This window comes from Xanthobacter sp. DMC12, assembly GCF_056314105.1.
In genome coordinates, this window is record NZ_JBQUYZ010000001.1 from 258,924 (window position 1) to 284,618 (window position 25,695).

At 67.7% G+C, this 25,695-nt stretch carries 25 protein-coding genes and 1 tRNA gene; 18 read left to right on the forward strand and 8 right to left on the reverse strand.

The features are described from left to right. Positions 1-63: 63 nt before the first annotated feature. Together ACT535_RS01040 and ACT535_RS01045 are read right to left on the reverse strand one after the other, a co-directional pair. Positions 64-2,811, reverse strand: a complete 2,748-nt coding sequence (locus tag ACT535_RS01040; RefSeq protein ID WP_476363056.1) for a glycosyltransferase — start codon at positions 2,809-2,811, stop codon at positions 64-66. Positions 2,812-3,068: 257 nt separating this feature from the next. Beyond that, entirely contained in the window at positions 3,069-3,641 is a 573-nt protein-coding gene (locus tag ACT535_RS01045; RefSeq protein ID WP_476363057.1) for a hypothetical protein, read from the reverse strand. 137 nt (positions 3,642-3,778) lie between these two features. On the opposite strand from ACT535_RS01045, the gene ACT535_RS01050 reads away from it, so the two are divergent. Continuing rightward, the gene (locus ACT535_RS01050; RefSeq protein ID WP_476363058.1) at positions 3,779-5,404 is read left to right on the forward strand and encodes a glycoside hydrolase family 17 protein; all 1,626 of its coding nucleotides are present in this window, start codon (positions 3,779-3,781) and stop codon (positions 5,402-5,404) included. Here the strand turns inward: ACT535_RS01050 and ACT535_RS01055 are convergent. Beyond that, positions 5,364-5,762 carry a hypothetical protein gene (locus ACT535_RS01055; protein WP_168456824.1) on the reverse strand — a complete coding sequence of 133 codons (399 nt, stop codon included), beginning with the start codon at positions 5,760-5,762 and terminating at the stop codon, positions 5,364-5,366. The two genes, ACT535_RS01050 and ACT535_RS01055, sit on opposite strands and share 41 nt — an antisense overlap. 242 nt (positions 5,763-6,004) lie before the next feature. On the opposite strand from ACT535_RS01055, the gene mgtE reads away from it, so the two are divergent. The 4 genes from mgtE (at position 6,005) to ACT535_RS01075 (ending at position 8,357) form a co-directional block, all read left to right on the forward strand. Continuing rightward, positions 6,005-7,423 carry a magnesium transporter gene (gene mgtE, locus ACT535_RS01060; protein ID WP_476363059.1) on the forward strand — a complete coding sequence of 473 codons (1,419 nt, stop codon included), beginning with the start codon at positions 6,005-6,007 and terminating at the stop codon, positions 7,421-7,423. Positions 7,424-7,539: 116 nt separating this feature from the next. Then, positions 7,540-7,788: a hypothetical protein gene (locus ACT535_RS01065; RefSeq protein ID WP_476363060.1), complete on the forward strand. Its 249-nt coding sequence runs from the start codon at positions 7,540-7,542 to the stop codon at positions 7,786-7,788. 113 nt (positions 7,789-7,901) lie between these two features. Continuing rightward, on the forward strand, positions 7,902-8,207 hold the full coding sequence (locus ACT535_RS01070; RefSeq protein WP_168456827.1) for an ETC complex I subunit: 306 nt from the start codon (positions 7,902-7,904) through the stop codon (positions 8,205-8,207). 73 nt (positions 8,208-8,280) lie between these two features. Further along, positions 8,281-8,357 (forward strand) — tRNA-Arg (locus ACT535_RS01075). Between the two features lie 194 nt (positions 8,358-8,551). Here ACT535_RS01075 and ACT535_RS01080 read toward each other — a convergent pair. Next, positions 8,552-9,346 (reverse strand): hypothetical protein, encoded by a 795-nt coding sequence (locus tag ACT535_RS01080; protein WP_476363061.1) that lies wholly within the window; start codon positions 9,344-9,346, stop codon positions 8,552-8,554. 607 nt (positions 9,347-9,953) lie between these two features. Further along, the gene (locus tag ACT535_RS01085; protein WP_168456892.1) at positions 9,954-10,562 is read right to left on the reverse strand and encodes a TIGR00730 family Rossman fold protein; all 609 of its coding nucleotides are present in this window, start codon (positions 10,560-10,562) and stop codon (positions 9,954-9,956) included. 203 nt (positions 10,563-10,765) lie between these two features. Here ACT535_RS01085 and ACT535_RS01090 point away from each other — a divergent pair, with 203 nt between their 5' ends. Continuing rightward, positions 10,766-11,089 (forward strand): ArsR/SmtB family transcription factor, encoded by a 324-nt coding sequence (locus ACT535_RS01090; protein WP_476363062.1) that lies wholly within the window; start codon positions 10,766-10,768, stop codon positions 11,087-11,089. A gap of 6 nt (positions 11,090-11,095) precedes the next feature. Continuing rightward, the gene (locus tag ACT535_RS01095; RefSeq protein WP_168456894.1) at positions 11,096-13,051 is read left to right on the forward strand and encodes an ABCB family ABC transporter ATP-binding protein/permease; all 1,956 of its coding nucleotides are present in this window, start codon (positions 11,096-11,098) and stop codon (positions 13,049-13,051) included. 18 nt (positions 13,052-13,069) lie between these two features. Here ACT535_RS01095 and ACT535_RS01100 read toward each other — a convergent pair whose 3' ends face one another. The 3 genes from ACT535_RS01100 to ACT535_RS01110 all read right to left on the reverse strand — a co-directional run bounded on the left by ACT535_RS01100 (position 13,070) and on the right by ACT535_RS01110 (position 15,236). Then, positions 13,070-13,507 carry a VOC family protein gene (locus ACT535_RS01100; RefSeq protein ID WP_476363063.1) on the reverse strand — a complete coding sequence of 146 codons (438 nt, stop codon included), beginning with the start codon at positions 13,505-13,507 and terminating at the stop codon, positions 13,070-13,072. A gap of 83 nt (positions 13,508-13,590) precedes the next feature. Further along, positions 13,591-14,844: an RNA polymerase sigma factor gene (locus ACT535_RS01105; RefSeq protein WP_476363064.1), complete on the reverse strand. Its 1,254-nt coding sequence runs from the start codon at positions 14,842-14,844 to the stop codon at positions 13,591-13,593. Further along, complete coding sequence (locus tag ACT535_RS01110) at positions 14,841-15,236, reverse strand: YciI family protein (protein ID WP_476363065.1); 396 nt, start codon at positions 15,234-15,236, stop codon at positions 14,841-14,843. The genes ACT535_RS01105 and ACT535_RS01110 overlap by 4 nt, the downstream gene beginning before the upstream one ends. Positions 15,237-15,378: 142 nt before the next feature. Here ACT535_RS01110 and nagZ point away from each other — a divergent pair, with 142 nt between their 5' ends. The 11 genes from nagZ (at position 15,379) to secD (ending at position 25,694) form a co-directional block, all read left to right on the forward strand. Continuing rightward, on the forward strand, positions 15,379-16,392 hold the full coding sequence (gene nagZ / locus ACT535_RS01115) for a beta-N-acetylhexosaminidase (protein WP_476363066.1): 1,014 nt from the start codon (positions 15,379-15,381) through the stop codon (positions 16,390-16,392). Between the two features lie 3 nt (positions 16,393-16,395). Continuing rightward, positions 16,396-17,274, forward strand: coding sequence for a segregation and condensation protein A (locus ACT535_RS01120; RefSeq protein ID WP_476363067.1), 879 nt, complete (start codon positions 16,396-16,398; stop codon positions 17,272-17,274). Next, positions 17,271-18,014, forward strand: coding sequence for an SMC-Scp complex subunit ScpB (gene scpB, locus ACT535_RS01125; protein WP_476363068.1), 744 nt, complete (start codon positions 17,271-17,273; stop codon positions 18,012-18,014). The genes ACT535_RS01120 and scpB overlap by 4 nt, the downstream gene beginning before the upstream one ends. Beyond that, on the forward strand, positions 17,998-19,122 hold the full coding sequence (locus ACT535_RS01130) for an ABC transporter ATP-binding protein (RefSeq protein WP_476363069.1): 1,125 nt from the start codon (positions 17,998-18,000) through the stop codon (positions 19,120-19,122). Before scpB ends, ACT535_RS01130 begins: the two co-directional genes overlap by 17 nt. Before the next feature lie 67 nt (positions 19,123-19,189). Further along, positions 19,190-19,426: a twin-arginine translocase TatA/TatE family subunit gene (locus ACT535_RS01135; protein WP_024279268.1), complete on the forward strand. Its 237-nt coding sequence runs from the start codon at positions 19,190-19,192 to the stop codon at positions 19,424-19,426. A gap of 61 nt (positions 19,427-19,487) precedes the next feature. Then, on the forward strand, positions 19,488-20,018 hold the full coding sequence (gene tatB, locus ACT535_RS01140; RefSeq protein WP_476363070.1) for a Sec-independent protein translocase protein TatB: 531 nt from the start codon (positions 19,488-19,490) through the stop codon (positions 20,016-20,018). Further along, a complete protein-coding gene (tatC, locus tag ACT535_RS01145; protein ID WP_476326784.1) occupies positions 20,018-20,827 on the forward strand; it encodes a twin-arginine translocase subunit TatC in 810 nt (269 codons plus the stop codon). The genes tatB and tatC overlap by 1 nt, the downstream gene beginning before the upstream one ends. A 227-nt stretch (positions 20,828-21,054) precedes the next feature. After that, positions 21,055-22,446 (forward strand): serine--tRNA ligase, encoded by a 1,392-nt coding sequence (serS, locus tag ACT535_RS01150; RefSeq protein WP_476363071.1) that lies wholly within the window; start codon positions 21,055-21,057, stop codon positions 22,444-22,446. Between the two features lie 190 nt (positions 22,447-22,636). After that, positions 22,637-23,404: a 5'/3'-nucleotidase SurE gene (gene surE, locus ACT535_RS01155; protein WP_476363072.1), complete on the forward strand. Its 768-nt coding sequence runs from the start codon at positions 22,637-22,639 to the stop codon at positions 23,402-23,404. A gap of 296 nt (positions 23,405-23,700) precedes the next feature. Then, positions 23,701-24,048 carry a preprotein translocase subunit YajC gene (gene yajC / locus ACT535_RS01160; protein ID WP_168456903.1) on the forward strand — a complete coding sequence of 116 codons (348 nt, stop codon included), beginning with the start codon at positions 23,701-23,703 and terminating at the stop codon, positions 24,046-24,048. A gap of 38 nt (positions 24,049-24,086) precedes the next feature. After that, positions 24,087-25,694 (forward strand): protein translocase subunit SecD, encoded by a 1,608-nt coding sequence (secD, locus tag ACT535_RS01165; RefSeq protein ID WP_168456904.1) that lies wholly within the window; start codon positions 24,087-24,089, stop codon positions 25,692-25,694. Position 25,695 lies beyond the last annotated feature (1 nt).

The window sequence follows — 25,695 nt, forward strand, 5'->3', positions numbered from 1 at the left end:
GGGAGGACAAAAGCAAACGCCCGGCACGGGGGCCGGGCGTTCGGTTCAGGTGTGCGACTTCGGTCAGTCCGCGACGGCGGGCGGCGCGTTGAGGCCGAGGCGGCGGGGCACCGCCGCGAGCTTGGCGCGGACGGCCCGCCAGGTCGCGAAGTCGTTCAGGCGCGAGGGCTCGAAGGCGCCGATGACGGCCGCGGCCACGAACGGCAGGCTCTGCACCAACAAAGCGATGCCGTAGAGGTTGATCTCGCGGATGTGGCGCCAGTCGTTGGAGGTCTTCACGATGGAAGAGCCCGGCAGGTTGTTCGCCACCAGCATGTAGGTGCCCGCGGCGATCAGGAGGCCGCCGATGATCGCTTCCGGCAAGGCCGGGAAGGAGCGAGCCGCGCCGGCCAGCCAGTTGTTGCCCTTGGCGGTGCGGGCAAAGGCGAGATCCTTGTAGCGGAAGCCGTCGACCACCGCCTTCGCCACCGTGAACTGCACCGCGCTGGCCGCCACAGCCGCACCGAGCATACGCAGCGGCGTGGTCTCCACCCTGAGGCGGTACAGGCTGATGAAGTGCAGCACGTACACCAGGAAGGTGATGAGGATGGGCAGCGTCAGCACGTGGGCCGGCACCGAGATGGAGAAGTAGGCGACGAAGGGCACGAACAGCAGGGACGCGATGGCCATGAAGGCGCCCACCGATTCCGAGCCGAGCCAGGAAATCCAGCCGAGCACGAAGTGCCGCTTCTGGGCCGTGGTCAGGCGGGAATTGTTCGGCAGGAACCGGCGCCAGTGCTTCTTGATGATCTGGAAGCCGCCATAGGCCCAGCGGTGACGCTGCTTCTTGAACGCCTCGAAGGAGTCGGGCAGCAGGCCATAGCCGTAGCGCTTGCGGGTGTAGTGGGTCTTCCAGCCGTTCTCGGCGATGGAGAGGCCGAGATCGGTATCCTCGCAGATGGTGTCGGACGACCAGTTGCCGGCCTCCACCATGGCTGCGCGGCGGATGAGGCACATGGTGCCGTGGACGACGATGGCATCGTCCTCGTTGCGCTGCACCATGCCGATGTCGAAAAAGCCGGCATATTCGGCGTTCATCGCCTCGTGCAGCGGGCTGCGGTGGCCGTCGCGGTGGTCCTGCGGCGCCTGGACAAGGCCCACGGTCGGGTCGTCGAAGGCGGGCACGAGGTCCTTCAGCCAGTCAGGCGTCACCACATAGTCGGCGTCGATCACGCCGATGATCTCGGCGTCGGGAGCCGTGGCGTCGAGCGCGATGCGCAGGGCGCCGGCCTTAAAGCCCGAAACCTTCTCGGCGTTGATGAACTTGATGTGGTCGCCGAGCGTGGCGCAGTGGGCGCGCACCGGCTCCACCATCGCCGGGTCCGGCGTGTTGTTGACGATGATGATCGCCTCGTAGTTGGGATACTCCAGCCGGGCGAGGGCATCGATGGTCTGGATCAGCATCTCCGGCGGCTCGCGATAAGCGGGCACGTGGATGGAGACCTTGGGGAAGCGCGTGGGCGCCGCGTGCTTCTGCTCCTCGACGAGGCGCTTGGGGCCGCTGCCGAAGGCCACCGCCGCCAGCTCTTCGATGCGATAGAGCAGCACGAACACCAGCGGCACCAGCATCACCACGCTCAGGGCGAGGGTGAGGTAGTCACCGCCGCTCACATAGTGGTTGAGCCAGTAGTCAACCACCAGCGCGAGCCACGCGGCAACGCCGTTGGCCGAGGCGGCCAGCACGAGGCCCTGCGTCACGGTGAGGTCACGCATGCGCAGCAAGGGCAGGGTGAAGAGCACGCCCAGCAGCAGCGCCAGGATGGCGGTCTGGTTGTAGGTCTTCTCGAAGATCGGGCCGGTGAGGGGGAACTTCAGGGTGCGGTCCGCGTCGAACACGCCCCAGTACTGGCCCACCGAGCCCTCGTTCTGCTTCTTGGGCAGGTCGAAGGCCTCGATGATGTTGTACTCGATGCCGAGCGCATCGGCGCGGGCGACGAAATTGCGGATGATCTTGGCCTGCTCCATGGGATCAGGCACGGAGGCGCCGCGGTTGTAGCCGTGCGAGGGCCAGCCAAACTCGCCGATCACGATGCGCTTGCCGGGATAGGCGGCGCGCAGGCGGTTGTAGGCGTTGATGCTGTAGTCGACCACCTGGTCCGCCGGCACGTCCTCCCAGTAGGGCAGGATGTGGGCGAGGATGAAGTCCACGGAGGCGACAAGCTCGGACCCACCCGGCTCCAGCCAGGTGTTCCAGATTTCGCCGGTGCTCACGGGCACGTTGACCTGGCGCTTCACCTTGCGGATGACAGCGGCCAACTCCGACGGGGTCATGTCGCCGCGCAGAAGCGTCTCGTTGCCGACGATGACGGCGTTCACGTTGCGGTTCTGGCGGGCGACCTTGACCACGCCGTCAATCTCAAGGTCGTTGAGGTCCTTAACGGTGACCTTCTTGCCGGTCTTCTTGTCGACCACCTCGATCGGCTTGCCCGTATCCTTGTTGACCTCGCGGTTCAGGTAGGCGCCGGCGGTCACGCGCAGGCCCTGCTCGGCCGCGATGGGGGCGATCAGTTCCTTGCCGTGGGTGGAAGAATACGTGCGCACGCCGCGGCTGTAGGGCGCGACGACCGCCATGTCCGAGCGCACCTGCGCCTCGGTGGTGGGAGCGTCACCCTCCGGGCTCATGTCCCGGGAGAAGGGCGCGAAGGACAGGCTCTGGAAGCGGTCCGTGATGTTCGGAGCGCTCGCCTCTGGACGCATGGAAAGCCACATCGCGGCGTGGAACGAGGTCACAACCGCAATGACCGCTGCCGCAGCAGCAAGACCGGGACGCATGGCGATGCCCACCCATCAGGGGAAGTCGGAACCTGAACGCTGGCTTAAGGCGCAGGTTCCAGAGGACGTTTCCGGGGAATTACGCGAACGGACCGGGGCACGCTTTCGACCTGCCCCACGGTCGGCACCGCAGCGTTAACGGTAAATTTACGCTGCAGTGCGTCGAGACACTAACACTCTCACGCAGAGAGATAAATCCCGATCATGGCGCCTCTTCGACGCCGCTGCGTCAGCCGGGTGTCTGCGCAATGATCTTATTATTGCGCTGCCCCAGGGGCGGCAGGGGTTGCGCCCTGGGCGGCACCCGCGGCGGGGGCCGGGGCGGCGGCGACGTAATCCGGGTTCACCCAGCACTGCTGGGCCCGCGCATCCACCCGCTCGCGCGCCTTGGTGTCGATCTTGCCCTGCCGCACGAGGCAGCGCACCGCCACCTTCAGGTGCTCGGTGGGGCAGCCGAAGCGCTCGTAGAATTCGAGATGGCGCCGCGCGGTGTCCACATCGTCGTTCCAGATCAGTGCGGCGATCCGCCGCCCGGTGAAGACGCATTCGGGCAGACCGGCCGCGCCGGGCAGCTTCGCCGCCTCATTGAACTCCTCGACCGAGCGGCGCTGCTCGGCTGCAGCCCTCTGCTCGGCCGTCAGTTCCGCCGGCGGCTTCTGGTCGGCCGACTGGGACTGGGACTGGGCCGAGGCCGGCGAGAGGCACGCGAAAACGATTGCGGCCGCGAGCAGCGGGAGGCGGTAGGGGTGCATGAGGATCATGATCTCGAGAAAATGGTCGGCGGGCGCCGCGCCCGACACCCTAGGAGAAGGGAGAGAATTTGTCAGCATGACGGCGCGTCCTTCAGCACATGCCGCATGGAAAGCGTGGCTTTCGCCTGCCGTCCGCCAAGGTTGAGGCGGAGGCTTCACACCGCCCGTCCAAGGCTCTATGTGGCGCGGGGGATACCTTCACCTCTGGAGACGAGATGCCTTCCTCCGTGCGGCTGCCGCTGGTGCTGGCGCTCCTGGTCTGTGGCCTCATCGCCGGCCTGTGGACCTATGTGGGGCGTCCGGTAGAGATGCCGCCGTCGCCGCTGGCTGCGGGCGAGAAGCTGCCTTGTGTCTCCTACGCTCCGTTCCGCGACGGCCAGTCGCCCTTCCAGAAGGGTCTGGTGATTCCCGAGGCGCAGATCGAGGAGGATTTCGTCCGCCTTGCGCAGATCACGTCCTGCGTGCGCACCTATTCCATCGAGATGGGCCTCGACAAGGCGCCGGCGCTCGCCCGCAAGCACGGGCTCACCATGCTGCTCGGCATCTGGCTGGGGCCGGACGCGGACCGCAACCGCATCGAGCTGGAGACCGGCATCCGTCTCGCGAAAGAAAATCCCGACGTGGTTAAGGCCGTCGTCGTCGGCAACGAGGTGCTGCTGCGTGGTGAGATGTCGGCCACGGAACTCGCCAGCGTTCTCGCCCGCGTGAAGCGGGAAGTGGGCGGCGTGCCCGTCACCTATGCCGACGTGTGGGAGTTCTGGGAGCGCAACAAGGGCCTCACCGAGAACGTGGATTTCGTCACCATCCACATCCTGCCCTATTGGGAGGACCTGCCCGTCTCCGCCGAGGATGCCGGCCCGCATGTGGACGAAATCCGCCAGCGCATGGCCGAGGCGTTTCCCGGCAAGGAGATTCTCATCGGCGAGACCGGCTGGCCCAGCGCCGGCCGCATGCGCGAGGACGCGCTGCCCTCTCCCGCCAATCAGGCGCGGGTGATGCACGACGTGGTGGCGCTGGCCAAGCGCCAGGGCTACCGCGTCAACGTCATCGAGGCGTTCGACCAGCCCTGGAAGCGGCGCAGCGAAGGCACGGTGGGCGGCCATTGGGGCGTGATCGATGCCGGCACGCGCCTGCCCAAGTTCGCCTGGGGCCAGCCTGTGGAGGATTTTCCCGGCTGGAGGATGCACATCGCCGTCGGCATCCTCTCCGTCGCGGCCGTGTTCGGTTCGGCCTTCGCCGCCGCCCGCCGCCGGGAGGAGCCGGTGCGGCCGATGGAATGGTACGCGGTCGCGGCCATCGCTTTGTTCGGCGGGGCGACGCTGGGCGCCGCGCTCTCGGCGCTGCCGCTGGAAAGCCTGGGCTTCGTCGGCTGGCTGCGCAACGGCCTCATCCTCGCCGCCGCCGCGCTGGCCATGGTGACCGTGCCAGCCATCATCGTGCGCGGGCAGGGGCTCGCCGCCTTCTCGGTGGCGCTTGATTCCCGTCGCTGGTCTGCGACGTCCGGTGCAGCTATTGCGGCGGGAGCGGTTCTGGCACTCGCGACGGTCGCGGTCGGCTCGGTGGCGTTCGAGCTGGTGTTCGATCCACGCTACAAGGATTTCCCGGTGTTCCCGCTCACGGCGCTCGTGGCGGCGGTTGCGGCGCCTCTGCTCGTGCGGCGGGCGGATCGCGACGGCGCCGGCCTTGCCGAGCTGATCGCCATGTGGGTGCTGCTGGTGGCCGGCATCTACGTGCCGCTCAACGAGACTCTCGCCAATTGGCAGGCGGCCTGGTTCGGCGCGCTCTGCCTCGTCATGGCCTTCACGCTGTGGCGGGTCCAGGCCGTGCAAAGGAGAGGATGAGCATCATCGCCGCCAGCGCGCCGGCGACCTCGTTATGGAAGACGAGGGCGAAGCTCGCGAACACCATGCCCACCGAGAAGGTGGCGAGGCCCGGCGCCAGAAGCTGGATGAGCGCCACCACCAGCGCCACGCCTCCGAACACGTTCCACAGCGACAGCGCCAGCACGGCGGCGCGTCCGTAGCAGCCGGCGCTTTCCAGCCCCGCCTCGCAGGCGAGGGAGACCAGCGTCGGCTCCACCACCATGTAGCGCATGTAGAGCGCCCATCCGACGGCGCCCATGCCCAGCGGAATCATCCAGTTGAGCGTGCGCGGCCCCGGGCGGAAGAGCGGGCGCTCGGAATAGGGCAGGGTGTTCATCTGGCAGCTCTCCGTCCGGCCGGCGGGTGCGTGTTCATAGTGACATGGAGACCGCGCGGTCCAGCGAAAAGGGAGGAGGCACCGGGGAAGGCTTCACAAACGCCGCCGGGATCACTAGACGCAGCGGGAGGCACCTGCCCCTCCGTCGCGATGCGGGGCGGCCGGGGCCCATCTCCCCATTCCATGCCCGCATCCGCACCGGAGGCGGGCGCCCGACCCCGTCCACCCTCCGGGAGGAGCCCATGCGCGACGATGCTGAGCCGGCCGCCGCACTGGCTGACGCAGACGTCCCGGCGCTGACGGTGCGCGACGAGGACGGCGCTCTCTCGACCGCCTTCCGAAGTCGGGTCGAGGAGGCCATCTCCGCCCGCGACGTGGACGCGCTGAAGGCGGTTGCCGGCGACCTCCACGAAGCCGACATGGGCGACCTGATCGAGGAGCTGGATGCCGACGAGCGGCGCCGGCTCATCGAGATGCTGGGTCCCGCCTTCGACTTCACCGCCTTGACCGAGTTGGACGAGACCGTCCGCCTCTCCATCCTGCGCAGCCTCTCGCCGCTCACCGTCGCCCGCGGCATGCGCGACCTCGATTCGGACGATGCGGTCTACATCCTCGAGGATCTCGACGAGGACGAGATGGCCGCGGTGCTGGAGCACCTGCCGGCGCCAGAGCGGGTGGCCCTGCAGCGCTCACTCGACTACCCCGAGGAGAGCGCCGGCCGGCGCATGCAGACGGAGTTCATCGCCGTCCCCCCGTTCTGGACCGTCGGCCGCACCATCGACTACATGCGCGAGACCGCCGATCTGCCGGACACCTTCTATGAAGTGTTCGTGGTGGACCCCGCCTATCGCCTCGTCGGCTCGGTGCCGCTTGATCGGCTGCTGCGCACCCGCCGCCCCGTGCTGATGAGCGCGGTGAAGGCCGAGCAGGCCAAGGTGGTGAAGGCCGCGCAGGACCAGGAGGACGTGGCGCGCATGTTCGAGCGCTACAACCTCGTCTCCGCCCCGGTGGTGGACGATGCCGGCCGGCTCGTGGGCGTCATGACCATCGACGACGTGGTGGACGTGATCCAGGAAGAGGCGGACGAAGACCTGCGCGCCCTTGGCGGCGTGCGCAGCGACGAGGAACTGTCGGACACCGTGGCCTTCACTGCCCGCAGCCGCCTGCCGTGGCTGGTGGTGAATCTGGGCACCGCCTTCGTGTCCGCTTCCATCATCAGCCTGTTCGAGGGCACCATCGAGAAGATGGTGGCGCTTGCCATCCTCATGCCCATTGTCGCCTCCATGGGCGGCAATGCCGGCACCCAGACCATGACGGTGGCGGTGCGCGCGCTCGCCACCAAGGAATTGTCCAGCCACAACGCGCGGCGCATCGTCTCGCGCGAGGTGCTCGTGGGGCTCGTCAACGGCACGACGCTCGCCTGCCTGCTCGGCCTCATTGCCGGGCTGTGGTTCGCCAACGTGCATCTCGGCATGGTGATTTCGTCGGCGCTGATCCTGAACATGATCGCCGCCGGCCTGTTCGGAATCCTCATTCCCCTCGCCATCTCCAAGCTCAAGCTCGATCCGGCGGTGGCCTCCGGGGTGTTTGTCACCATGGTGACGGACACGGTGGGTTTCTTCGCCTTCCTCGGCCTCGCCACATGGTGGTTCGCCACTTGACCGGCCCGGCTTGCATTCCCCTGCGATCTCCTCAACAAGAACGCGCCCGGCAGGTGCCGGACGTGGTGAAGGGTCAGCGGATGCGGAATACGGTTTGGAATCTGGCGGCGATGGCTGTGGCCACAGGACTCCTCTCGACGGCTCCCGCTTTTGCCGACAAGGCCGCCGCCGACCGCTGCGCGGCCAAGCTCTCCAACGATGCCCGCGCCATCTATGTGGCCAGCGCGCCGCTGCTGGTGAAGGGCGCCGACGGTCGCGCCGTGGTGACGGACCAGACCCGCTCCCTGGTGCTCTCCGGCAAGGTGAGCCACCTCACCGCCGCCGAATCGGCGCAGGCGGCGGCGGAGTGCCTCATTCTGCGCTGAAGGCCTTCGGGGGCGGGCGCGGCGCCGTGCTCGGTTGCCTCGCGTGCGCGGCTTCACTATAGACGAAACGGGCCGCCCGGCAGGGGCGCCCGGCATTCTGACGGGTTCGAACCATGGTCGCTCGCATCTACAAGCCGTCGCGCAACGCCATGCAGTCCGGCGTGGCGAAGACCAAGCACTGGGTGCTCGATTACGAGCCGGAGCATGCGCGCCGCGTGGAGCCCCTGATGGGCTACACCTCCTCCGCCGACATGCGCAGCCAGATCCGCCTTTCCTTCGAGACGAAGGAAGAAGCGGTGGCCTATTGCGAGAAGCGGGGCATCCCCTATCGCGTGTCCGAGCCGCACGAGGCGGGGCGCCGGCGGATCGCCTATTCAGACAATTTTGCCTTCACCCGCACCGGCCAGTGGACCCACTGAGCCGGCCGCGCCCCGACCCCGACCGGGAAAGGCGCTTCCGCTGTGCGGCCGCCCGCCGTAAAAGGCGGAACAAGGCCCCGTAGCTCAGCTGGATAGAGCGAGTGCCTTCTAAGCACTAGGTCGCAGGTTCGAGCCCTGCCGGGGTCGCCACGTCCAGATGTCTTCCATTCTTTCGGTACGCGGAGGCAGCGGCTCTGGCGGTGGACGCCGGGCGGGATGGCGACGGCGCCGACAGGCCCGCGGCTTCGCCCGTTAGCAGGTCGCAGCCAGAGCGTGAGACGGCCTCGAATACCTCTGGCGGATGTCGGCCGCCCGGCTGCGATCGCTGGGCGGCTCATAGGATATTATTTGGCGCTGGCGCCAGCGTTGTACTGGTAGTTGCCCTCAAACTGATCGAGAACGACGGTATTGGGCGGGTCGGAGTCGGCGGTGGCCGTCAGAACCATCTCGTTGTCCAGCTTGCGTGACCTGAACTGCCATCCGGTCGGCAAGGTCAGTCGAGCGCCCAAGGTGGGCAGGTTTTCGATGGTGTTCTTGGGGTCGACCTTCAGGGACAGACTGAACATGGTGTAGACGGCGCCCTCTGGCGTGATCAGCTCGTACACCGTTTCGCCGGCATTGAAGATCATGGAACTGGTCCGTTTCGAGACCATTGGTCTGTAGGTCGGTATCGATCCGGAAACGAACTTTTCCAAACTCGGGACTTCGAAGATGCCGTCCAGGTTCAAGGGAATTCCGGCGATCACTCTCTGTTTGCAGGCATCCCAGGACATCCCGGTTACGGTGTTCGCCACCAGACGCCGCGGGCCATTGAAGAAGACCCCGTCGCCCCCGAATTCCTTCTTCAAGGTCTCCGCATCCAGAGCGCGGAAGCGCGCGTCCATCACGTCGTTGGGCTCGGGAAGTGTGTTGCTCAGCGAGTTGAAGTAGTTGCCGATCCCGGCGCCGTCGGGCTGACGGAACATGAACAGGATTTCGTAAAAGGCCTTGCCGCGCCAGTTCTCAGCCTTGATCGGGCAGGGGGCGGTCAGGTTGACCATCGGTGCGGATTGCGCTTGTGCCGTGGGGGACCAGCCGACCGCAGCGACCAGCGCTGCGGCCGCGAAGACGCCAGGCATCACGCCGTGAACAAGCTTCATGATCGGTCCTTCCAATGGGTCATTGGCGGGAGCCCGAGACTTCGGGACGCATGCCGAACCTGAACACTTCTGGCAAATTTACAGGCCGTCTGGTCCCGGTGGTCGGGCTCCTGAATTACAACCAACGCGACATCGATCCCATGCTGTAGATCAAGGCGCTCAGCGATCAGTTCGCTCCCAGGGCCCAGAGGCCGCTTCTCAGGTTGAACATCTTCGGCGGTGAGCCGCAGCCTGGCAGCTCGTGGCTTGAGCCCTGAAGCGACCGCTTTGATGCGGCTCGGAGCAACAGCCTCTTGGCCGACCTCACAGGGCGGGGCGATAGGTGGGTATTTTCGGAAAGCCGTGAACGAGGGCGGCTCCAGCGGCAGCCGGTTCACTGCCCATGCTACCGCTGCCTTGCGCGCCGTGCATCCATGCCCTGCACGTTGTGCAATGCAACAATTATTAGTCCGGGGTTACGCTCATTCTGCCGCAGTGCAGCAAGGGCTCAGGAGATGCAGACCGTCGTCGCAATCATGCTCATCGGCTCCGTGGTTATGGTTGCTATCGCCGCGCTGGACCAGCCCCACGGCTGACCGCGCAGCGGGACCGGCAGGGGCCTACGTGCTTACATGCGGCCGGCGATGGTGCCGTCCGCCGCATGGAGCGCGCGCTCGGGCACCTTCTCGGCGGCAGCGCGCAGGCGGGGGAGGATGTCTTCGGCGCGGTCGGCCGTGAGCATATCCACCGGCGTATCCGAGCGGATGAAGCCGGCGCCGCGCATGTGGTCCACCAGCGTCACGAACGGATCCCAGAAGCCCGCCGTGTTGAGGATGAGGATCGGCTTTCTGTGCCGGCCGAGCTGGGCCCAGGTGAGCTGCTCCACCAGTTCCTCCAGAGTGCCGACGCCGCCGGGCAGGGCCACGAAGGCGTCCGCCCGCTCGAACATCAGCCGCTTGCGCTCGTGCATGTCCTCCACGACGATCATCTCCGCCTCGTGGGCGAAGGCACGCTCGCGGGTCATGAGGAAGCGGGGGATGATGCCGGTGACGGCGCCGCCGGCCAGCGCCACCGCGCTCGCCACCTCGCCCATCAGCCCGATACCGCCGCCACCATAGACGAGGCGCACGCCCTCGGCGGCAAGGATGCGCCCGAAACGCCGGGCCTCTTCGGCAAACACCGGATCGCCGCCGGTGGCGGAGCCGCAATACACACAGACGCTGTCGATTCTGGCCATGCGCGCACTTTACCAAACTTGGCGGCCGGTAGGGCAGGCCGCCCGAGGACGAATGGAGCGCGAATAGTGCGCACCCGCGACGGCGGCGTGACGCGGGCGGAGGCAAAGCGCTTGTTCGATATCCTTCCATCGTCTATCGTCGATTTACGATGAATGCTCCGACCTTCCCAGCCCCGGACCTCGCCGCTGCCGATGAGATTGGCATGGCACGGGTCGATCTCGCGGCACGCCTGCGCGCGCTCGCCCATCCGGCGCGGCTTGCCATGCTGGAACGGCTCGCGGGGCAGGAGCGGTGCGTGTGCGGGGAGATCGTGAAGGCGCTGCCCCTTGCGCAGTCCACCGTCTCGCAACATCTGAAGGTTCTCCTCGATGCCGGGCTGATCCGCAGCCGCACCGAGGGGCAGCGGTCCAGCTACTGCCTCGATCGGGCGGCGCTCGATACGCTGGCTGAAGAGATCGATGCGCTGTTCAAGGCGCTCCGCCGTCCGTCGGGCTGCTGCACCCCCGGCGCTTCGGACCAAAGTTAGGCCATCATGTCAAAGACCCAGAAGCCCGCAGCCCGGCGGGCCGCCGTTTCCTCCGACGCCATGTTCTCCACCCTGCGCAGCCTGTGGCCCTATCTGTGGCCGGCCGACAGGGCGGATTTGCGCGCGCGCGTCGTCGTCACCTTCGTGCTGCTGTTCGCCTCCAAGGGCGCCACCATGGCGGTGCCCTTCCTGTTCAAATGGGCCACCGACGCTCTCACCGCCGAAGTCGCCGCCGGCAAGGCTGCGACACCGGATGTCGGCTTCTGGGCCCTCGTCATCGGAGCGCCGGTGGCGCTGACGCTGGCTTATGGTCTTGGCCGCATCCTTATGGCGGGCGTCACCCAGCTGCGCGACGGCCTGTTCGCCAAGGTGGCGCTGAACGCCGTGCGCCGCCTCGCCATGCAGACCTTCGAGCACATGCACGCGCTCTCCCTGCGCTTCCATCTGGAGCGCAAGACGGGCGGGCTGACGCGGGTACTGGAGCGGGCGCGCTCGGGCATCGAAACCATCGTGCGCATGCTGGCGCTGCAGCTGGCGCCGACCATCGTCGAGCTGGTGATGGTGCTGGGCGTGCTGCTGTTCGCTTTCGACTGGCGCTATGTGGCGGTCGTCTCGGCGACGGTGGTGCTCTATTCCCTCTTCACCTATGTCGCCAGCGAGTGGCGCCTCGCCATCCGCAAGGAGATGAACGAGAGCGACACCGACGCCAACACCAAGGCCATCGATAGCCTGCTCAACTACGAGACGGTGAAGTATTTCGGCGCCGAGCGCTGGGAGACGGCCCGCTACGACCGCTCCATGGCCCGCTACGAGAAGGCGACGGTGAACACCTACACCTCGCTGGCGTGGCTCAACGCCGGGCAGGCGCTCATCTTCTCCATCGGCCTCGCGGCGGTGATGGTGATGTGCGTTCTGGACATCCGCGCCGGGCGGCAGACGGTGGGCTCGTTCGTCATGGTCAACGCCATGATGATCCAGTTCTACATCCCGTTGAATTTCCTCGGCTTCATCTATCGCGAGATCAAGCAGGCCATCGTCGACATCGAGGCCATGTTCGCCGTGCTGCAGGTGGCGCCCGAGGTCACCGACCGCCCGGGCGCGCCGGACCTCGTGGTCTCGGGCGGCACGGTGCGGTTCGAGGACGTGCGCTTCTCCTATGACGAGGGCCGGGAAATCCTGAAGGGCATCTCGTTCGAGGTGCCGGCGGGGCGCACCGTGGCCATCGTGGGGCCGTCCGGCGCGGGCAAGTCCACGCTCTCGCGCCTGCTGTTCCGCTTCTACGACGTCTCCGGTGGGCGTATCACCATCGATGGGCAGGATCTCAGGGACATCTCTCAAGAGAGCCTGCGCGCCGCCATCGGCATGGTCCCGCAGGACACCGTGCTGTTCAACGACACCATCGCCTACAACATCCGCTATGGCCGCCCGGCGGCGTCCGATGCCGAGGTGGAGGAGGCGGCACGGCTCGCCCGCATCGACGGCTTCATCCGCGCCACGCCCAAAGGCTTCAAGACCGAGGTGGGTGAGCGCGGACTGAAGCTCTCCGGCGGCGAGAAGCAGCGCGTGGCCATTGCCCGCACGCTCTTGAAGGCGCCGCCCATCCTTGTGCTGGACGAGGCGACCTCGGCACTGGACAGCCATACCGAGAAGGAAATCCAGGACGCGCTCGACCGCGTGTCCGAGGGGCGCACCACGCTGGTCATCGCCCACCGCCTCTCCACGGTGGTGAGCGCGGACGAAATCCTCGTCCTCGCCGATGGCAAGGTCGCCGAGCGGGGATGCCATGCCGAGCTGCTGGCCAAGGGCGGCCTTTATGCCGCCCTCTGGAACCGCCAGCGGGAGGCGGAGGACGCCGCCGCGGCCCTCGCCCGCGCGCAGGCGGAAGAGGGGCTGGAGATCGTCCCCGCCCGGCATCCCGACGAGGAAGGCATGGACGAGGAGCGGGTGAGCGCGGTGGGCTGAGCCGCGCCTCCCTCGCCTTCAGCGCTGCTGATTGAACGCCCAGAGCACGCCGAACGGATCACGCACCTGCGCATAGCGGGCGCCCCAGAACATGTCTTCCGGCGGCATCACCGGCGTCGCGCCGGCCTCCACCGCGCGGGCGAAGGCGGCATCCGTGTCGCCCACATGGAGCGAAAGGTTGAACCCGCCGATCTTCTCCACCGGGCCGGAGCAATATTCCGGATAGGGGTCCGCCAGCATCACCGACGAGCCATTGATGTAGAGGTGGACGTGCATGGTCCGCCCGCTCGCGTCCGGCGGAATAGCGAACACAAGCTCGGCTCCGAGAGCTTGCTTGTAGAACTCGGCCGCCTTCATGGCGCCTTCCACGGTGACATAGGCCGTGACGCCGCCCTTCACCGGAGGCATGGCGGCGGGATCGATGGACGGCATGGTGGTCTCGGCAGTGTCGGACATGCGTTCCTCCTCCGGCGCAGGCGCGCGCCTGTTGTCATGACGGGCGGGTTGCGCCCGCCCCGACAGCCTGCCCGCATTTTTTCTCAAGGACAGGACTGGATGAGATCAATCTGCGCGCGGATGTGCTCCGCCTCGGCGGGCGTGTTGGCGAGCGCGATGGCCCGGTCGAAGGCGACACGCGCCTCCTGGTGCCGGCCAAGTTCCAGCAGGAACGCGCCGCGCGCGCCGAAGAAATGGAAATAGCCGGAGAGCTGCGGCGCCAGCGGCTCGATCATGGCGAGCGCCGCCTCGGCGCCCTTCACCTTGCTGACGGCGACGGCGCGGTTGAGCGTCACCACCGGTGAGGGCTGCAGGAATTCGAGCGCCGCATAGAGCGCGTCGATCTGCGCCCAGTCGGTCTCGTCCGGGGTTGCCGCGCGGGCGTGGAGGCCGGCGACGGCCGCCTGGATCTGGTAGGCGCCGGGGCGGCGGTGGCGCATGGCCTTGTCGATGAGCGCCAGCCCCTCCGCGATGCGCTCGCGATCCCATTTCGAGCGGTCCTGCCGGTCGAGCAGAATGGCCCGGCCGTCCGCATCGAAGCGGGCGGCGGCGCGGGCGTGCTGGAGCAGCATGAGGGCGACGAGGCCCATGATCTCCGGCTCGGTGGGAAACAGGCGTAGCAGCAGCCGGCCGAGGCGGATGGCATCGTCGCACAGGCCCGCCCGGCTCGGCTGGCCGCCGGCGGAATAGCCTTCGTTGAAGACGAGATAGACCATGGCGGCCACCGTCCCCAGGCGCTCGGCGCGCTCCACCGGGCCAGGGGCCTCGAACGGCACGTCGGCGCGGGCGATGCGGCCCTTGGCGCGGGTGATGCGCTGCTCCATCGCCGCCTCGCTGACGAGGAAGGCGCGCGCGATCTCCTTCACCGTGAGGCCGGAGACGATGCGCAAGGCGAGCGCGATCTGCTGCGTCGCCGGCAGCTCGGGATGGCAGCAGATGAAGAGCAGGCGCAGCACGTCGTCGCGATAGTGGGAATTGTCCAGCCGCTCGGCCAGCGGCGCCTCGGCGTCGTCGAGGTCGGAGAGCTGGTCGTCCGGGGGCAGGGGATCGTGCTTCGCCCGCTTGCGCACCCCGTCGAGGGCGGCGTTGCGGCCGACGAGGATGAGCCAGGCGGCGGGATCGCGCGGCGGGCCGTTCACCGGCCAGGTGCGCAGCGCGCGCAGGCAGGCCTCCTGAAACGCTTCCTCGGCGGTGTCGAGATCGCGGAAATAGCGCAGCAGCGCCGCCACCGCCTGCGGCCGGGCGGCGGTGAGGGTGCCGTTCATCCAATCCGGATCCGTGAGGGGGGCGGTGTTCATGTGCCGGTCTTCTGGTCCACCTCGGCCGCGCGCCGGTCGGGGAAGAAGGCGCGAACCGGCCGGATTTCATAGGTCGCGCCGGGATTGACCTCCGAAAGGTCTTTGACGATCGAGAGCATGTCTTCGAGATCGGTGGCATCGACGAGATAGAATCCCAGCAACTGCTCCTTGGTCTCGGCAAAGGGGCCGTCGATCACGAGGGGAGCATCCTGCGTCTTGCGCAGGGTGGTCGCCGCGGTGGTCGGCAGGAGGCGGAGCGAGGCCCCCATCTTGCCGGCCTTGGTGAGGCGCTCCTGAACCGCCGCGATCTTCGCCATCACGGCGTCGTCCTGCTCCTGGGTCCAGGAACAAACCACGTCTTCTTCATGGTAACAGAGGATGGCGTACATCATCGGTGGGGCTCCCTAGCGTCACGACGAGGACGCGCGAGTATGACCACGGCCGACAGGCCGGGGCAAAATCTGCGACGGGACAGGCGGAAGCGGTGCCGCAGGCGCGCTTGACGCCGCCGGGCCCCGCTTATAGGCCGGAGACATGACGTCGCGCGCCTTCATCGCCGGTTGTGCCGGCCCGAACCTCTCGGCCACCGAGCGCAGCTTTTTCCGGGATGCCGAGCCCTGGGGCTTCATCCTGTTCGCCCGCAACGTGGCGGACCCGGATCAGGTGCGGGCGCTGGTCGCCGACCTGCGCGAGGCGGTGGGCTGGACGGCGCCGGTGCTCATCGACCAGGAGGGCGGCCGGGTGCAGCGCCTGCGCCCGCCCCACTGGACCGACGATCCCCCTGCCGAGGCTTTCGGCCGCCTCTATCTCGGCGACCCGGTAGCGGCGCTGGAGGCGGTGCGGCTCAATTCGCGGGCGATCGCGGCGGACCTCTACGCCCTCGGCATCGACGTGGACTGCCTGCCCTGTGCGGATCTGCGCCATCCCGATGGCCACGGCATCATCGGCAACCGGGCCTACGGCACCGAGCCGGTCGCGGTTGCGGCGCTGGCGCGGGCGGCGGCGGTGGGCCTGATGGAGGGCGGCGTTCTGCCGGTGCTCAAGCACATTCCCGGCCATGGCCGCGCGCCCGTGGACAGCCACGAGAAGCTGCCCGTCGTCACCGCCAAGCGCGGCGAGCTGGAAGGCATGGACTTCGCCGCCTTCCGCGAGCTGTCCGATCTGCCCCTCGGCATGACCGCCCACGTGGTCTATGCCGACATCGACCCCGACCGCCCCGCCACCACCTCGCCGGTGGTGCTGTCCGAGGTGGTGCGAGGCTCCATCGGCTTCGACGGCCTTCTGATGAGCGACGACCTCTCCATGGGGGCGCTGGCCGGCACCATGGAATCCCGTAGCCGCGATGCGCTGGCCGCGGGTTGCGACATGCTCCTCCACTGCAACGGCAAGATGGAGGAGATGGAGAAGGTCGCCGCCTCCGCCCCCGTCCTCACCGGCGAGGCCTATGCTCGCGCCGCCAAGGCTCTGTCTCTGCGGGTGGTGCCTGATCCGGTGGATGCGAAGGCGCTGCGGGCCGCCGTCGCGGCCCAGCTCAAGACGGTGGGCTGACCCGTGACGGGGCCGACCTCGGGGCCGAACTCCGGCGAGGCCGGCCCGGACGCCTTCGAGATCGGTACGGACCGTGCGCCCCCCGCTTCCGACGAGACCTTCGTGGTGGACGTCGATGGCTTCGAGGGCCCCCTCGATCTGCTCCTTGCGCTGGCGCGGACGCAGAAGGTCGATCTTTCCAGGATTTCGATCCTCGCCCTCGCCGACCAATACCTCACCTTCATCGAGGAGGCCCGGCGCGGCCGGCTTGAATTGGCGGCCGACTATCTGGTGATGGCGGCGTGGCTCGCCTATCTGAAGTCGCGCCTGCTGCTGCCTGCACCGCCGCAGGAAGAAGGCCCGAGCGCTGAGGAGATGGCTGCCGCCTTCGCCCGGCGCCTGCGGCATCTGGAGCGCATTCGCCGCGCCGCCGCGCAGCTGATGGCGCGCCCGCAGATGGGTCGCGATGCCTTCGCCCGCGCCCTTCCGCCGCCCTCCAAGGAACCGCTCTATACCGTCTACACGGCCACCATCTACGACCTCTTGACCGCCTATGCCCGCCAGCGCCAGACCAAGGCGCTGTCCCACGTCACGCTGAAGACGCGCACGGTGTGGTCTCTTGCCGAGGCCCGCGCCCGGCTGGAGCGGCTGCTCGGGGCGGACGTGGTGGGCGAATGGATGCGGCTCGACCAATTCCTGCTAGATTACATGGCGACGCCCGAGCAGCGGGCGACCGCGCTCGCGTCGAGCTTCTCGGCCAGCCTGGAGATGGTGCGCGAGGGCATGCTGGACATTCGCCAGGATGCCCCCTTCGCCCCCCTGTGGCTGCGTCCGCGCGCCGAAGAGCCGGAGCCCCTTTTGCCGTTCGACCCGCCCGACCCGGCGCCTGGAGAGGAGAGATGACCCGTTCCGCCCCGCGCATCGACCTGTTCGACGTGCGTCCGGAGGACGAGCGCGCCTATGCCTTCGCGCGCGATCTGAGGGCCATCGAGGCGCTTCTGTTCACCTCGCCGCTGCCGGTGGACGCCAAGGCCATGAAGCCGCACCTCTCCACCGACGCCGATATCGGCGCGCTGATGGAGGCGCTGACGGCCGATTACGCCCGGCGCGGCGTGAATATCGTGAAGGCCGCCGGCGGCTGGATGCTGCGTACGGCGCCGGACCTCGCCCGCGTCGTCGCCGGCCCGGTGCCGGAGGCGCGCAAGCTCTCGCGTGCGGCCATCGAGGTCCTGGCCATCGTCGCCTACCATCAGCCGGTGACGCGCGCCGAGATCGAGGAGATTCGCGGCGTCTCCACCTCCAAGGGCACGCTCGACGTGCTGCTGGAGACCGGATGGGTGCGCCTGCGCGGCCGCCGCAAGGCGCCGGGCCGTCCGGTGACCTACGGCACGACGCCGGCCTTCCTCGTGCAGTTCGGCCTCGACGCGGTGCAGGACCTGCCCGGCCTCGACGAGCTGAAGGGCGCCGGCCTCATAGACGGCCGCATCCCCGCTGGCTTCGCCATTCCGTTGCCCTCCGACGATCCGGGCCTGCGCGAGGACGAGGAGGCGTTGGAGCCGGACATGCTGGATTTCCACCTCTCCCCCCCGCCGGAGGATGAGGAGCCGGGCGCGGCCGAGCCCGAAGATGAGCGTGACGCGTGAGGAGGCGGTTCTGGCTGACGAGATCGAGACCCTGGGGATGACCCGCAGCCGCACCCCCGCCGCCTTCGCCAAAGGTCTTTCCTTCGAGGCCGTGCAACTCGCCTATGGCGATGTCCCCGCCGTGCGCGGCGTGAGCCTGGCGGTGGAGCCGGGAGAAGTTCTGTGCCTGCTCGGCCAGTCCGGCTGCGGCAAGACCTCCCTGCTGCGTCTGGCCGCGGGCATCGAGCAGCCGGATGGCGGGCGCATCCTCATCGACGGCGCCGTGGTGGCGGGGCAGGGGGCCTTCGTGCCGCCGGAGCGGCGCGGCGTTGGGCTGGTGTTCCAGGACTATGCCCTGTTCCCCCACCTGACCAACCTCGAGAACGTCATGTTCGGCCTCAACGGCCTTAAGCGGGCCGAGGCTATGCGGGAGGCGCGGCTCGCGCTGGCGCGGGTGGACCTCGCCGATCTCGCCGATGTCTATCCCCACGAATTGTCCGGCGGGCAGCAGCAGCGCGTGGCGCTGGCGCGCGCCATGGCACCGCGGCCGGGCATTCTGCTGCTCGACGAGCCCTTCTCGGGCCTCGATCGGCGATTGCGGGACCAGGTGCGCGCGGACACCCTCGCCGTGCTGCGTGATGCGAAGGCGACGGTCATAATCGTCACCCACGATCCGGAAGAAGCCATGCGCCTCGCCGACCGCATCGCCTTGCTGCGCAAGGGCGAGCTGGTGCAGCTCGGCCCGCCGGCGGAGCTTTATCGCCACCCGGCGGACCTCGGCGTGGCGCGATTCTTCTGCGAGCTGAACGAGATCGAGGCGGAGATCATCGATGGCGCTGCAGAGACGCCCTTGGGCCGGTTCGCCGCCCCGGGGCTCCCGGAGGGACCGGCCATCGCTGCTATCCGCCCGCAGGGAATCTCGCTCGTGCCGGCCGGGCGTGGCGTTCCGGGGCGGGTGCTTGAGCGGCGCTTTCTGGGCGAACTCGATCTCGTGGAAGTGATCGTGGACGGGCTGGAGCGCCCGCTGGTGCTGCGCCTCAGGGACGCGGGAAACGTGAAAAAAGGCGACGAGGCGGGGCTTCTGGTCGATCCCGGTGAAGTCCTTGTTTTCGCCGCGGGCGGAGCCTAGTGTCGCCGTCCGAAATGCCTTACGGCTTGCCGTAGGGGCACAAAGAATATCCTTGGAGGATGGTTAGATGGGTTCGATGAGCATCTGGCACTGGATCGTGGTGCTGGCCGTGGTGCTCCTCCTGTTCGGTCGCGGCAAGATCTCCGATCTGATGGGCGACGTGGCGAAGGGCATCAAGTCCTTCAAGAAGGGCATGGCCGACGACGACGAGCCGGTGAAGGCTCCCCCGGCCGCCCCCGAGGCGCCGCGCCCGCTCCCGCACCAGACGTCGAGCGCCCCCGAAGCCGAGAAGAAGCCCGTCTGACGGACCTCTGCCCCTGAACACTTGAAGAGGGCGGCGGCACCACCGCCGGACAGACGGGCTCATGTTCGATATCGGCTGGTCCGAGCTGATGCTGATCGGCATTGTCGCGCTGATCGTCATCGGTCCCAAGGAGCTGCCTACGGTGCTGCGCACCGTGGGTCGCACCGTCACGAAGCTGCGCCGCATGGCCGGCGAGTTCCAGGGGCAGTTCCAGGAGGCCCTGCGCGAGGCGGACCTTGCGGACATGCGCAAGGAAATCAGCGACGTCACCGAGAGCGCCCGGTCCACCCTCGCCACCTCCGACATGTTCGATCCGCTGCGCTCCATCCGCGAGGAGATCCGCTCCACCGTGGAAGGCGCAAATCCGACGCCGCCGGCTCCCGCCACCCCGGCCTCATTGCCCGATCTGCCCCCGCCCGTGGAACTGCCCGATCCCATGGCCGCCATCCGCGCTGAAATCCGCCGCTCCGTTGAAGCCGCCGTGCCGCCCGCGCCGGTCGCCTCGCCTGCCGGTGCCGTTGAGCCGGCTCCTGAGAGCCTTCCCGCCGCCGGCGAGACCAAGCCCGCCGCAGGCGAAGCGAAGAGCGCGTGATGAGCGACCAGGACGAGATCGACGCCTCCAAGGCCCCGCTCATCGAGCACCTGATCGAGCTGCGCTCGCGGCTCATCAAGTCGCTTGTGGCGTTCCTCGTGGCCTTCATCGCCTGCTTCATGCTGGCGAAGCAGATCTACAACATCCTGCTGTGGCCCTATGAATTCGCCTCCGGCTTCAGCAACGGGGTGAAGCTCATCTACACGGCGCCGCAGGAATTTCTGTTCACCCAGATCAAGCTCGGCATGTTCGGCGCCGCCTTCATTTCCTTCCCGGTGGTGGCGACGCAGGTCTACATGTTCGTGGCGCCGGGGCTTTACAAGCATGAGAAGGCGGCCTTCCGGCCCTATCTCATCGCCACGCCCATCTGCTTCCTCATCGGCGCGGCGTTCGTCTATTTCGTCGCCATGCCGTTGGCCATGACCTACTTCCTCGGCATGCAGCAGGTGGGCGGCGACGGGAAGGCCGAGATTTCGCTGCTGCCGCGGGTCTCTGAATACCTTTCGCTCATCACAACGCTGATTCTGGCCTTCGGCATCTGCTTCCAGCTTCCGGTCATCCTCACACTGCTCGGGCAGATCGGGGTGGTGACGCGGGAGATGCTGGTGAAGGCCCGGCGCTACGCCATCGTCGGCGTGTTCGTGCTCGCGGCGGTGCTGACCCCGCCGGACGTCATCAGCCAGCTCTCCCTTGCCCTGCCGACGCTGCTTCTCTACGAGGTGTCCGTCTATCTGGTGGGCGTCGTCGAGAAGCGTCGGCTGGTGGCGGAAGCGGCGCGCAACGCGGCCGACGCCGCGACAGCGGACTGACGGCGGGGCCTTCCCGGATTTTTGGAATTCTTGGGCGCGCGGGTTCTCCCACTCCCAGCGCGTCATGGCCGGGCTTGTCCCGGCCATCCACGTGGGTCGGCCGGGAATGCCTTTCGGGCATCGTGCCATCGGCCCGACGTGGATGCCCGGGACACGCCCGGGCATGACAGCGGTGAGGGGCGCAAAGCGCTGCCCTTAATGGCCTTGCGGCCACGGCGGAGCTTGCCATGCACGACATCAAATGGATCCGCGAGGAACCGGCCGGCCTCATCGACGCGCTGGCGCGCCGTGGCAATCACTCCGACGAGGCCAAGGCGGCGGCGGAAGCCCTCGTAGCCAAGCTCCTCGACCTCGACACCCGCCGTCGCGAGACGCTGACCAAACTTGAAACCCTCCTCGCCCGCCGCAACGCCGCCTCCAAGGAGATCGGGCAGGCGAAGGCGAAGAAGGACGAGGCCACAGCATCGGCGCTCATGGCCGAGGTGGCGAAGCTGAAGGAAGACGTGCCCGCGCTGGAGGCCGAGGCCAAGCGCATCGAGGCGGAGCTGAACGGCGAACTCGCCGCCATCCCCAACGCCCCCCTCGCCGAGGTGCCGCAGGGTGCCGACGAGCACGACAATGTGGAGAAGAGCCGTTTCGGCGCGCCCCGCACCTACGCCTTCACCCCGAAGCAGCACTTCGAGGTGGGCGAAGGCCTCGGTCAGATGGACTTCGAAACCGCCGCCAAGCTCTCCGGCGCGCGCTTCGTGGTGAACAAGGGACCATTGGCGCGGCTGGAGCGGGCGCTGGGGCAGTTCTTCCTCGATGTGCATACGGGCGAGCATGGGTACATGGAGGTCAACCCGCCGATTCTGGTGCGGGACGAGGCCATGTTCGGAACGGCGCAACTGCCGAAGTTTGCCAATGATCAGTTTGAGGCAATAGCTGATCTCGATGGGATGCTTCGACGAGCGGAATCTATTGGATCTTCTGAGGCTATTATTGCAGCACGAGATAGTGGAGACAATCGTCGCTGGCTCATCCCCACCGCCGAAGTCCCGCTGACCAATCTCGTACGCGAGTCCATCCTCTCCGAGGAAGAACTGCCCATGCGCCTCACCGCTTGCACGCCCTGCTTCCGGGCGGAAGCCGGCGCGGCGGGGCGGGATACGCGGGGGATGATCCGCCAGCACCAGTTCACCAAGGTGGAGCTGGTCTCCATCACCACGCCGGAGAAGTCGGCCGAGGAGCACGAGCGCATGCTCGCCTGCGCCGAGGCGGTGCTGAAGAAGCTGGACCTCGCCTATCGCGTCGTCACGCTCTGCACCGGCGACATGGGCTTCGCCTCGCAGAAGACCTACGACATCGAGGTCTGGCTGCCGGGGCAGAACGCCTATCGCGAAATCTCCTCCTGCTCCGTCTGCGGCGATTTCCAGGCGCGGCGCATGAATGCCCGCTACCGCCCGGCGGAGGGCAAGGGGCCGCGCTATGTCCACACGCTCAACGGCTCGGGTGTGGCGGTCGGCCGCGCCCTCGTCGCCGTGCTGGAGACGTACCAGCAGGAGAACGGCTCCGTGGCCGTGCCTGAGGCTCTGTTGCCCTACATGGGCGGGCTGAAGACGATCGAGAAGCTGAAGTAGGGGCAGGGGCCTTTACGGCCGTCTCCGCCCCATAACGTTGTCATGCCCCGGCTTGTCCGGGGCATCCACCCCGCCGCCGGAGCGACCTCGGCATATCGGCTCCCGGCCTAACCGTGGATCCCCCGGACGAGCCGGGGGATGACGGCCCGGGAACGGCGAGAGCCGACAGTGCCGGCCAAAGGAACACGCCATGCGCATTCTGGTCACCAATGACGACGGCATCCACGCGCCGGGCCTCGACAGCTGCGCGGCCATCGCGCGGACCTTCACCGACGACGTGTGGGTGGTGGCGCCGGAGTTCGACCAGTCGGGCGTCGCCCATTCGCTTTCCCTCTCCGACCCGCTGCGGCTGCGGCAGGTGGAGGACAAAAGGTATGCGGTGAAGGGCACGCCCACGGACTGCGTCATCATGGCCGTGCGGCATCTGCTCATCGACAATCCGCCCGACCTCGTGCTTTCCGGCGTCAATCGCGGGCAGAACATCGCCGAGGACGTGAGCTATTCGGGTACCGTGGCCGGCGCCATCGAGGGCACCATCCTCGGCATTCCCTCCATCGCTTTGTCGCAGGCCTTCGGCATGCGCACCCGCGAGACTCCCAACTTCGTCACCGCCGAGACCCACGCGCCGCGCATCATCCAGATGCTGCTGGACGAGGGCATTCCCCCCGGCATCGTGATGAACGTGAACTTCCCGGATCGCCTCCCGGAAGAAATTACCGGCATCGCCGCCACCGCCCAGGGCAAGCGCGACCAGCGCCTGATGCGCATCGACGAGCGCCGCGACGGCCGCAACAATCCCTATTACTGGATCGCCTTCGAGCGCCGCATCTACGAGACCTCCCCCGGCACGGACCTGCGCGCGCTGGACGAGGGCCGCATCTCGGTCACCCCTTTGCGGCTCGACCAGACGGATGAACCTTGGATGACCCGCCTCGCGCTCCTGTTCGACGGGAAGTAGGGAGGTCGCTCCCTCTCCCCTCGCGGGAGAGGGTGGATCGCGGCGGAGCCGCGAGACGGGTGAGGGGTTTCTCTCCGTTTGACCCGTCCCCGGGCAAGCGGCACCACTCCCTCACCCCAGGCCCCTCTCCCGCGAGGGGAGAGGGGAGGCGGGTCCCCTCCCGCCCTTCTCTTTTCAACAGCTGCGCGAACCAACCGGCCCCGCGTTTGCATTCGACGGGGCGGCCGCTATAGTCCCGCCGCTTCGCCGGACCCCGGCGGAATGCGGATTCCCTTCACAGACGAACGAGGATCGAGATGTTCATCACGCCCGCTTTCGCCCAAGGCGCCACGGGAGCCGGCGGCGGGGCCGACATGCTCATTCAGCTCGCCCCGTTCCTGCTGATCTTCGTGGTCATGTACTTCCTGATCCTGCGCCCGCAGCAGAAGCGGGCCAAGGCGCATCAGGAACTGGTGAATTCCCTGCGCCGCGGCGACGTGGTGGTGACCGGCGGCGGCCTCGTCGGCAAGGTCACCAAGGTGATCGACGAGAACGAGGTCGAGCTGCAGATCGCCGACAACGTCCGCATCCGCCAGATTCGCTCGCAGATCGCCACCGTCCGCGCCAAGGGCGAACCGGCCAAGGACGAGGCCTCGGCCGGTTGATCCGGCCGCCTCACGCTTTCTGAAAGACCGCGCGCGACATGCTGCACTTCTCCCGTCTCAAGACCGCGGCGATCCTCATCACCATCGCCATCGGGTTCCTGTTCGCGCTGCCCAACGTGCTCTCCCCGGGCACGCTCGACCACCTGCCGTCGTGGCTGGCGTCGAGCCGGGTCACGCTGGGCCTCGACCTGCAGGGCGGCTCGCACATCCTGCTGGAAGTGGACGGGCCGGCGCTCCGCAAGGAGCGCACGGAGCAGCTGCGCGACGAAGTGCGCCGCGTCCTGCGCGACCAGAAGATCGGCTATTCCAACCTCGCGCTGCGCGATACCAGCGTGACGCTTCGCCTGCGTGACCCCAACGATACGCAGAAGGCCGTCACCGAGCTGAGGAAGCTCGCCGCGCCGGTCACCAACGCCCTGTTCGGCAATTCCTCCGGCGAGATGGACATGACCGTCTCGTCCGGCGCCGACGGCGTCGTCACCCTGCAGCTCACCGATGCCGGCCTCACCGCCAAGATGCGTTCCGCGGTGGACCAGTCCATCGAGATCATCCGCCGCCGTATCGACCAGCTCGGCACGGTGGAGCCGAACATCCAGCGCCAGGGCCTCGACCGCATCCTGGTGCAGGTGCCCGGCCTGCAGGATCCGCAGCGTTTGAAGAACCTGCTCGGCCAGACCGCCAAGCTCTCCTTCCGCATGGTGGACCAGTCCATGTCGCCGCAGCAGGCGCTGGAAGGCCGTGCCCCGCCGGAATCGGAAGTGCTGAAGGGCCAGGACGGCCAGCCCTATCTGGTGGAGAAGCAGGTGCGCGTCTCCGGCGAGGATCTGGTGGATGCCCAGCCGGGCTTCGACCAGAACTCCCGCGAGCCCATCGTCTCCTTCCGCTTCAACAACAACGGCGCCAAGCGCTTTGCCGCCGTCTCGCAGGAATCGGTGGGTCGGCCCTTCGCCATCGTGCTCGACAACCAGGTGATTTCCGCTCCGGTGATCCGCGAGCCCATCCTTGGCGGCGCGGGGCAGATCTCCGGGTCGTTCACCGTTCAGCAGGCCAACGACCTCGCCATCCTCCTGCGCGCCGGCGCCCTGCCGGCCCCGCTGAAGGTGGTGGAAGAGCGCACCGTCGGCCCGAGCCTCGGCGCCGATTCGATCCACGCGGGCAAGACCGCGGCCTATGTGGCCGGCGGCCTCGTCACCGTGTTCATGATCGCCGTGTACGGCCTGTTCGGCCTGTTCGCGCTCATCGCCCTCGCCGTGCACATCATCCTGATGTTCTCGCTCCAGTCGGTGCTCGGCGCCACGCTGACCCTTCCCGGTATCGCGGGCGTCGTCCTCACCATCGGCATGGCGGTGGACTCCAACGTCGTCATCTTCGAGCGCATGCGCGACGAGGCGCGGGAAGGCAGATCCGCCATCTCGGCCATCGACAAGGGCTTCGTGAACGCGCTGGGCACCATTCTCGACGCCAACATCACCTCGCTCGCCACGGCGGTCATCCTGTTCCTCATGGGTGGGTCGGGACCGGTGCGCGGCTTTGCCGTCACCTACATCCTCGGCCTTCTGACCACCATGTTCACCGCCTACACCCTGACGCGGCTCATGATCGCCTACTGGGTGAAGTGGCGGCGGCCGGCGAAGCTGCCCATCTGAA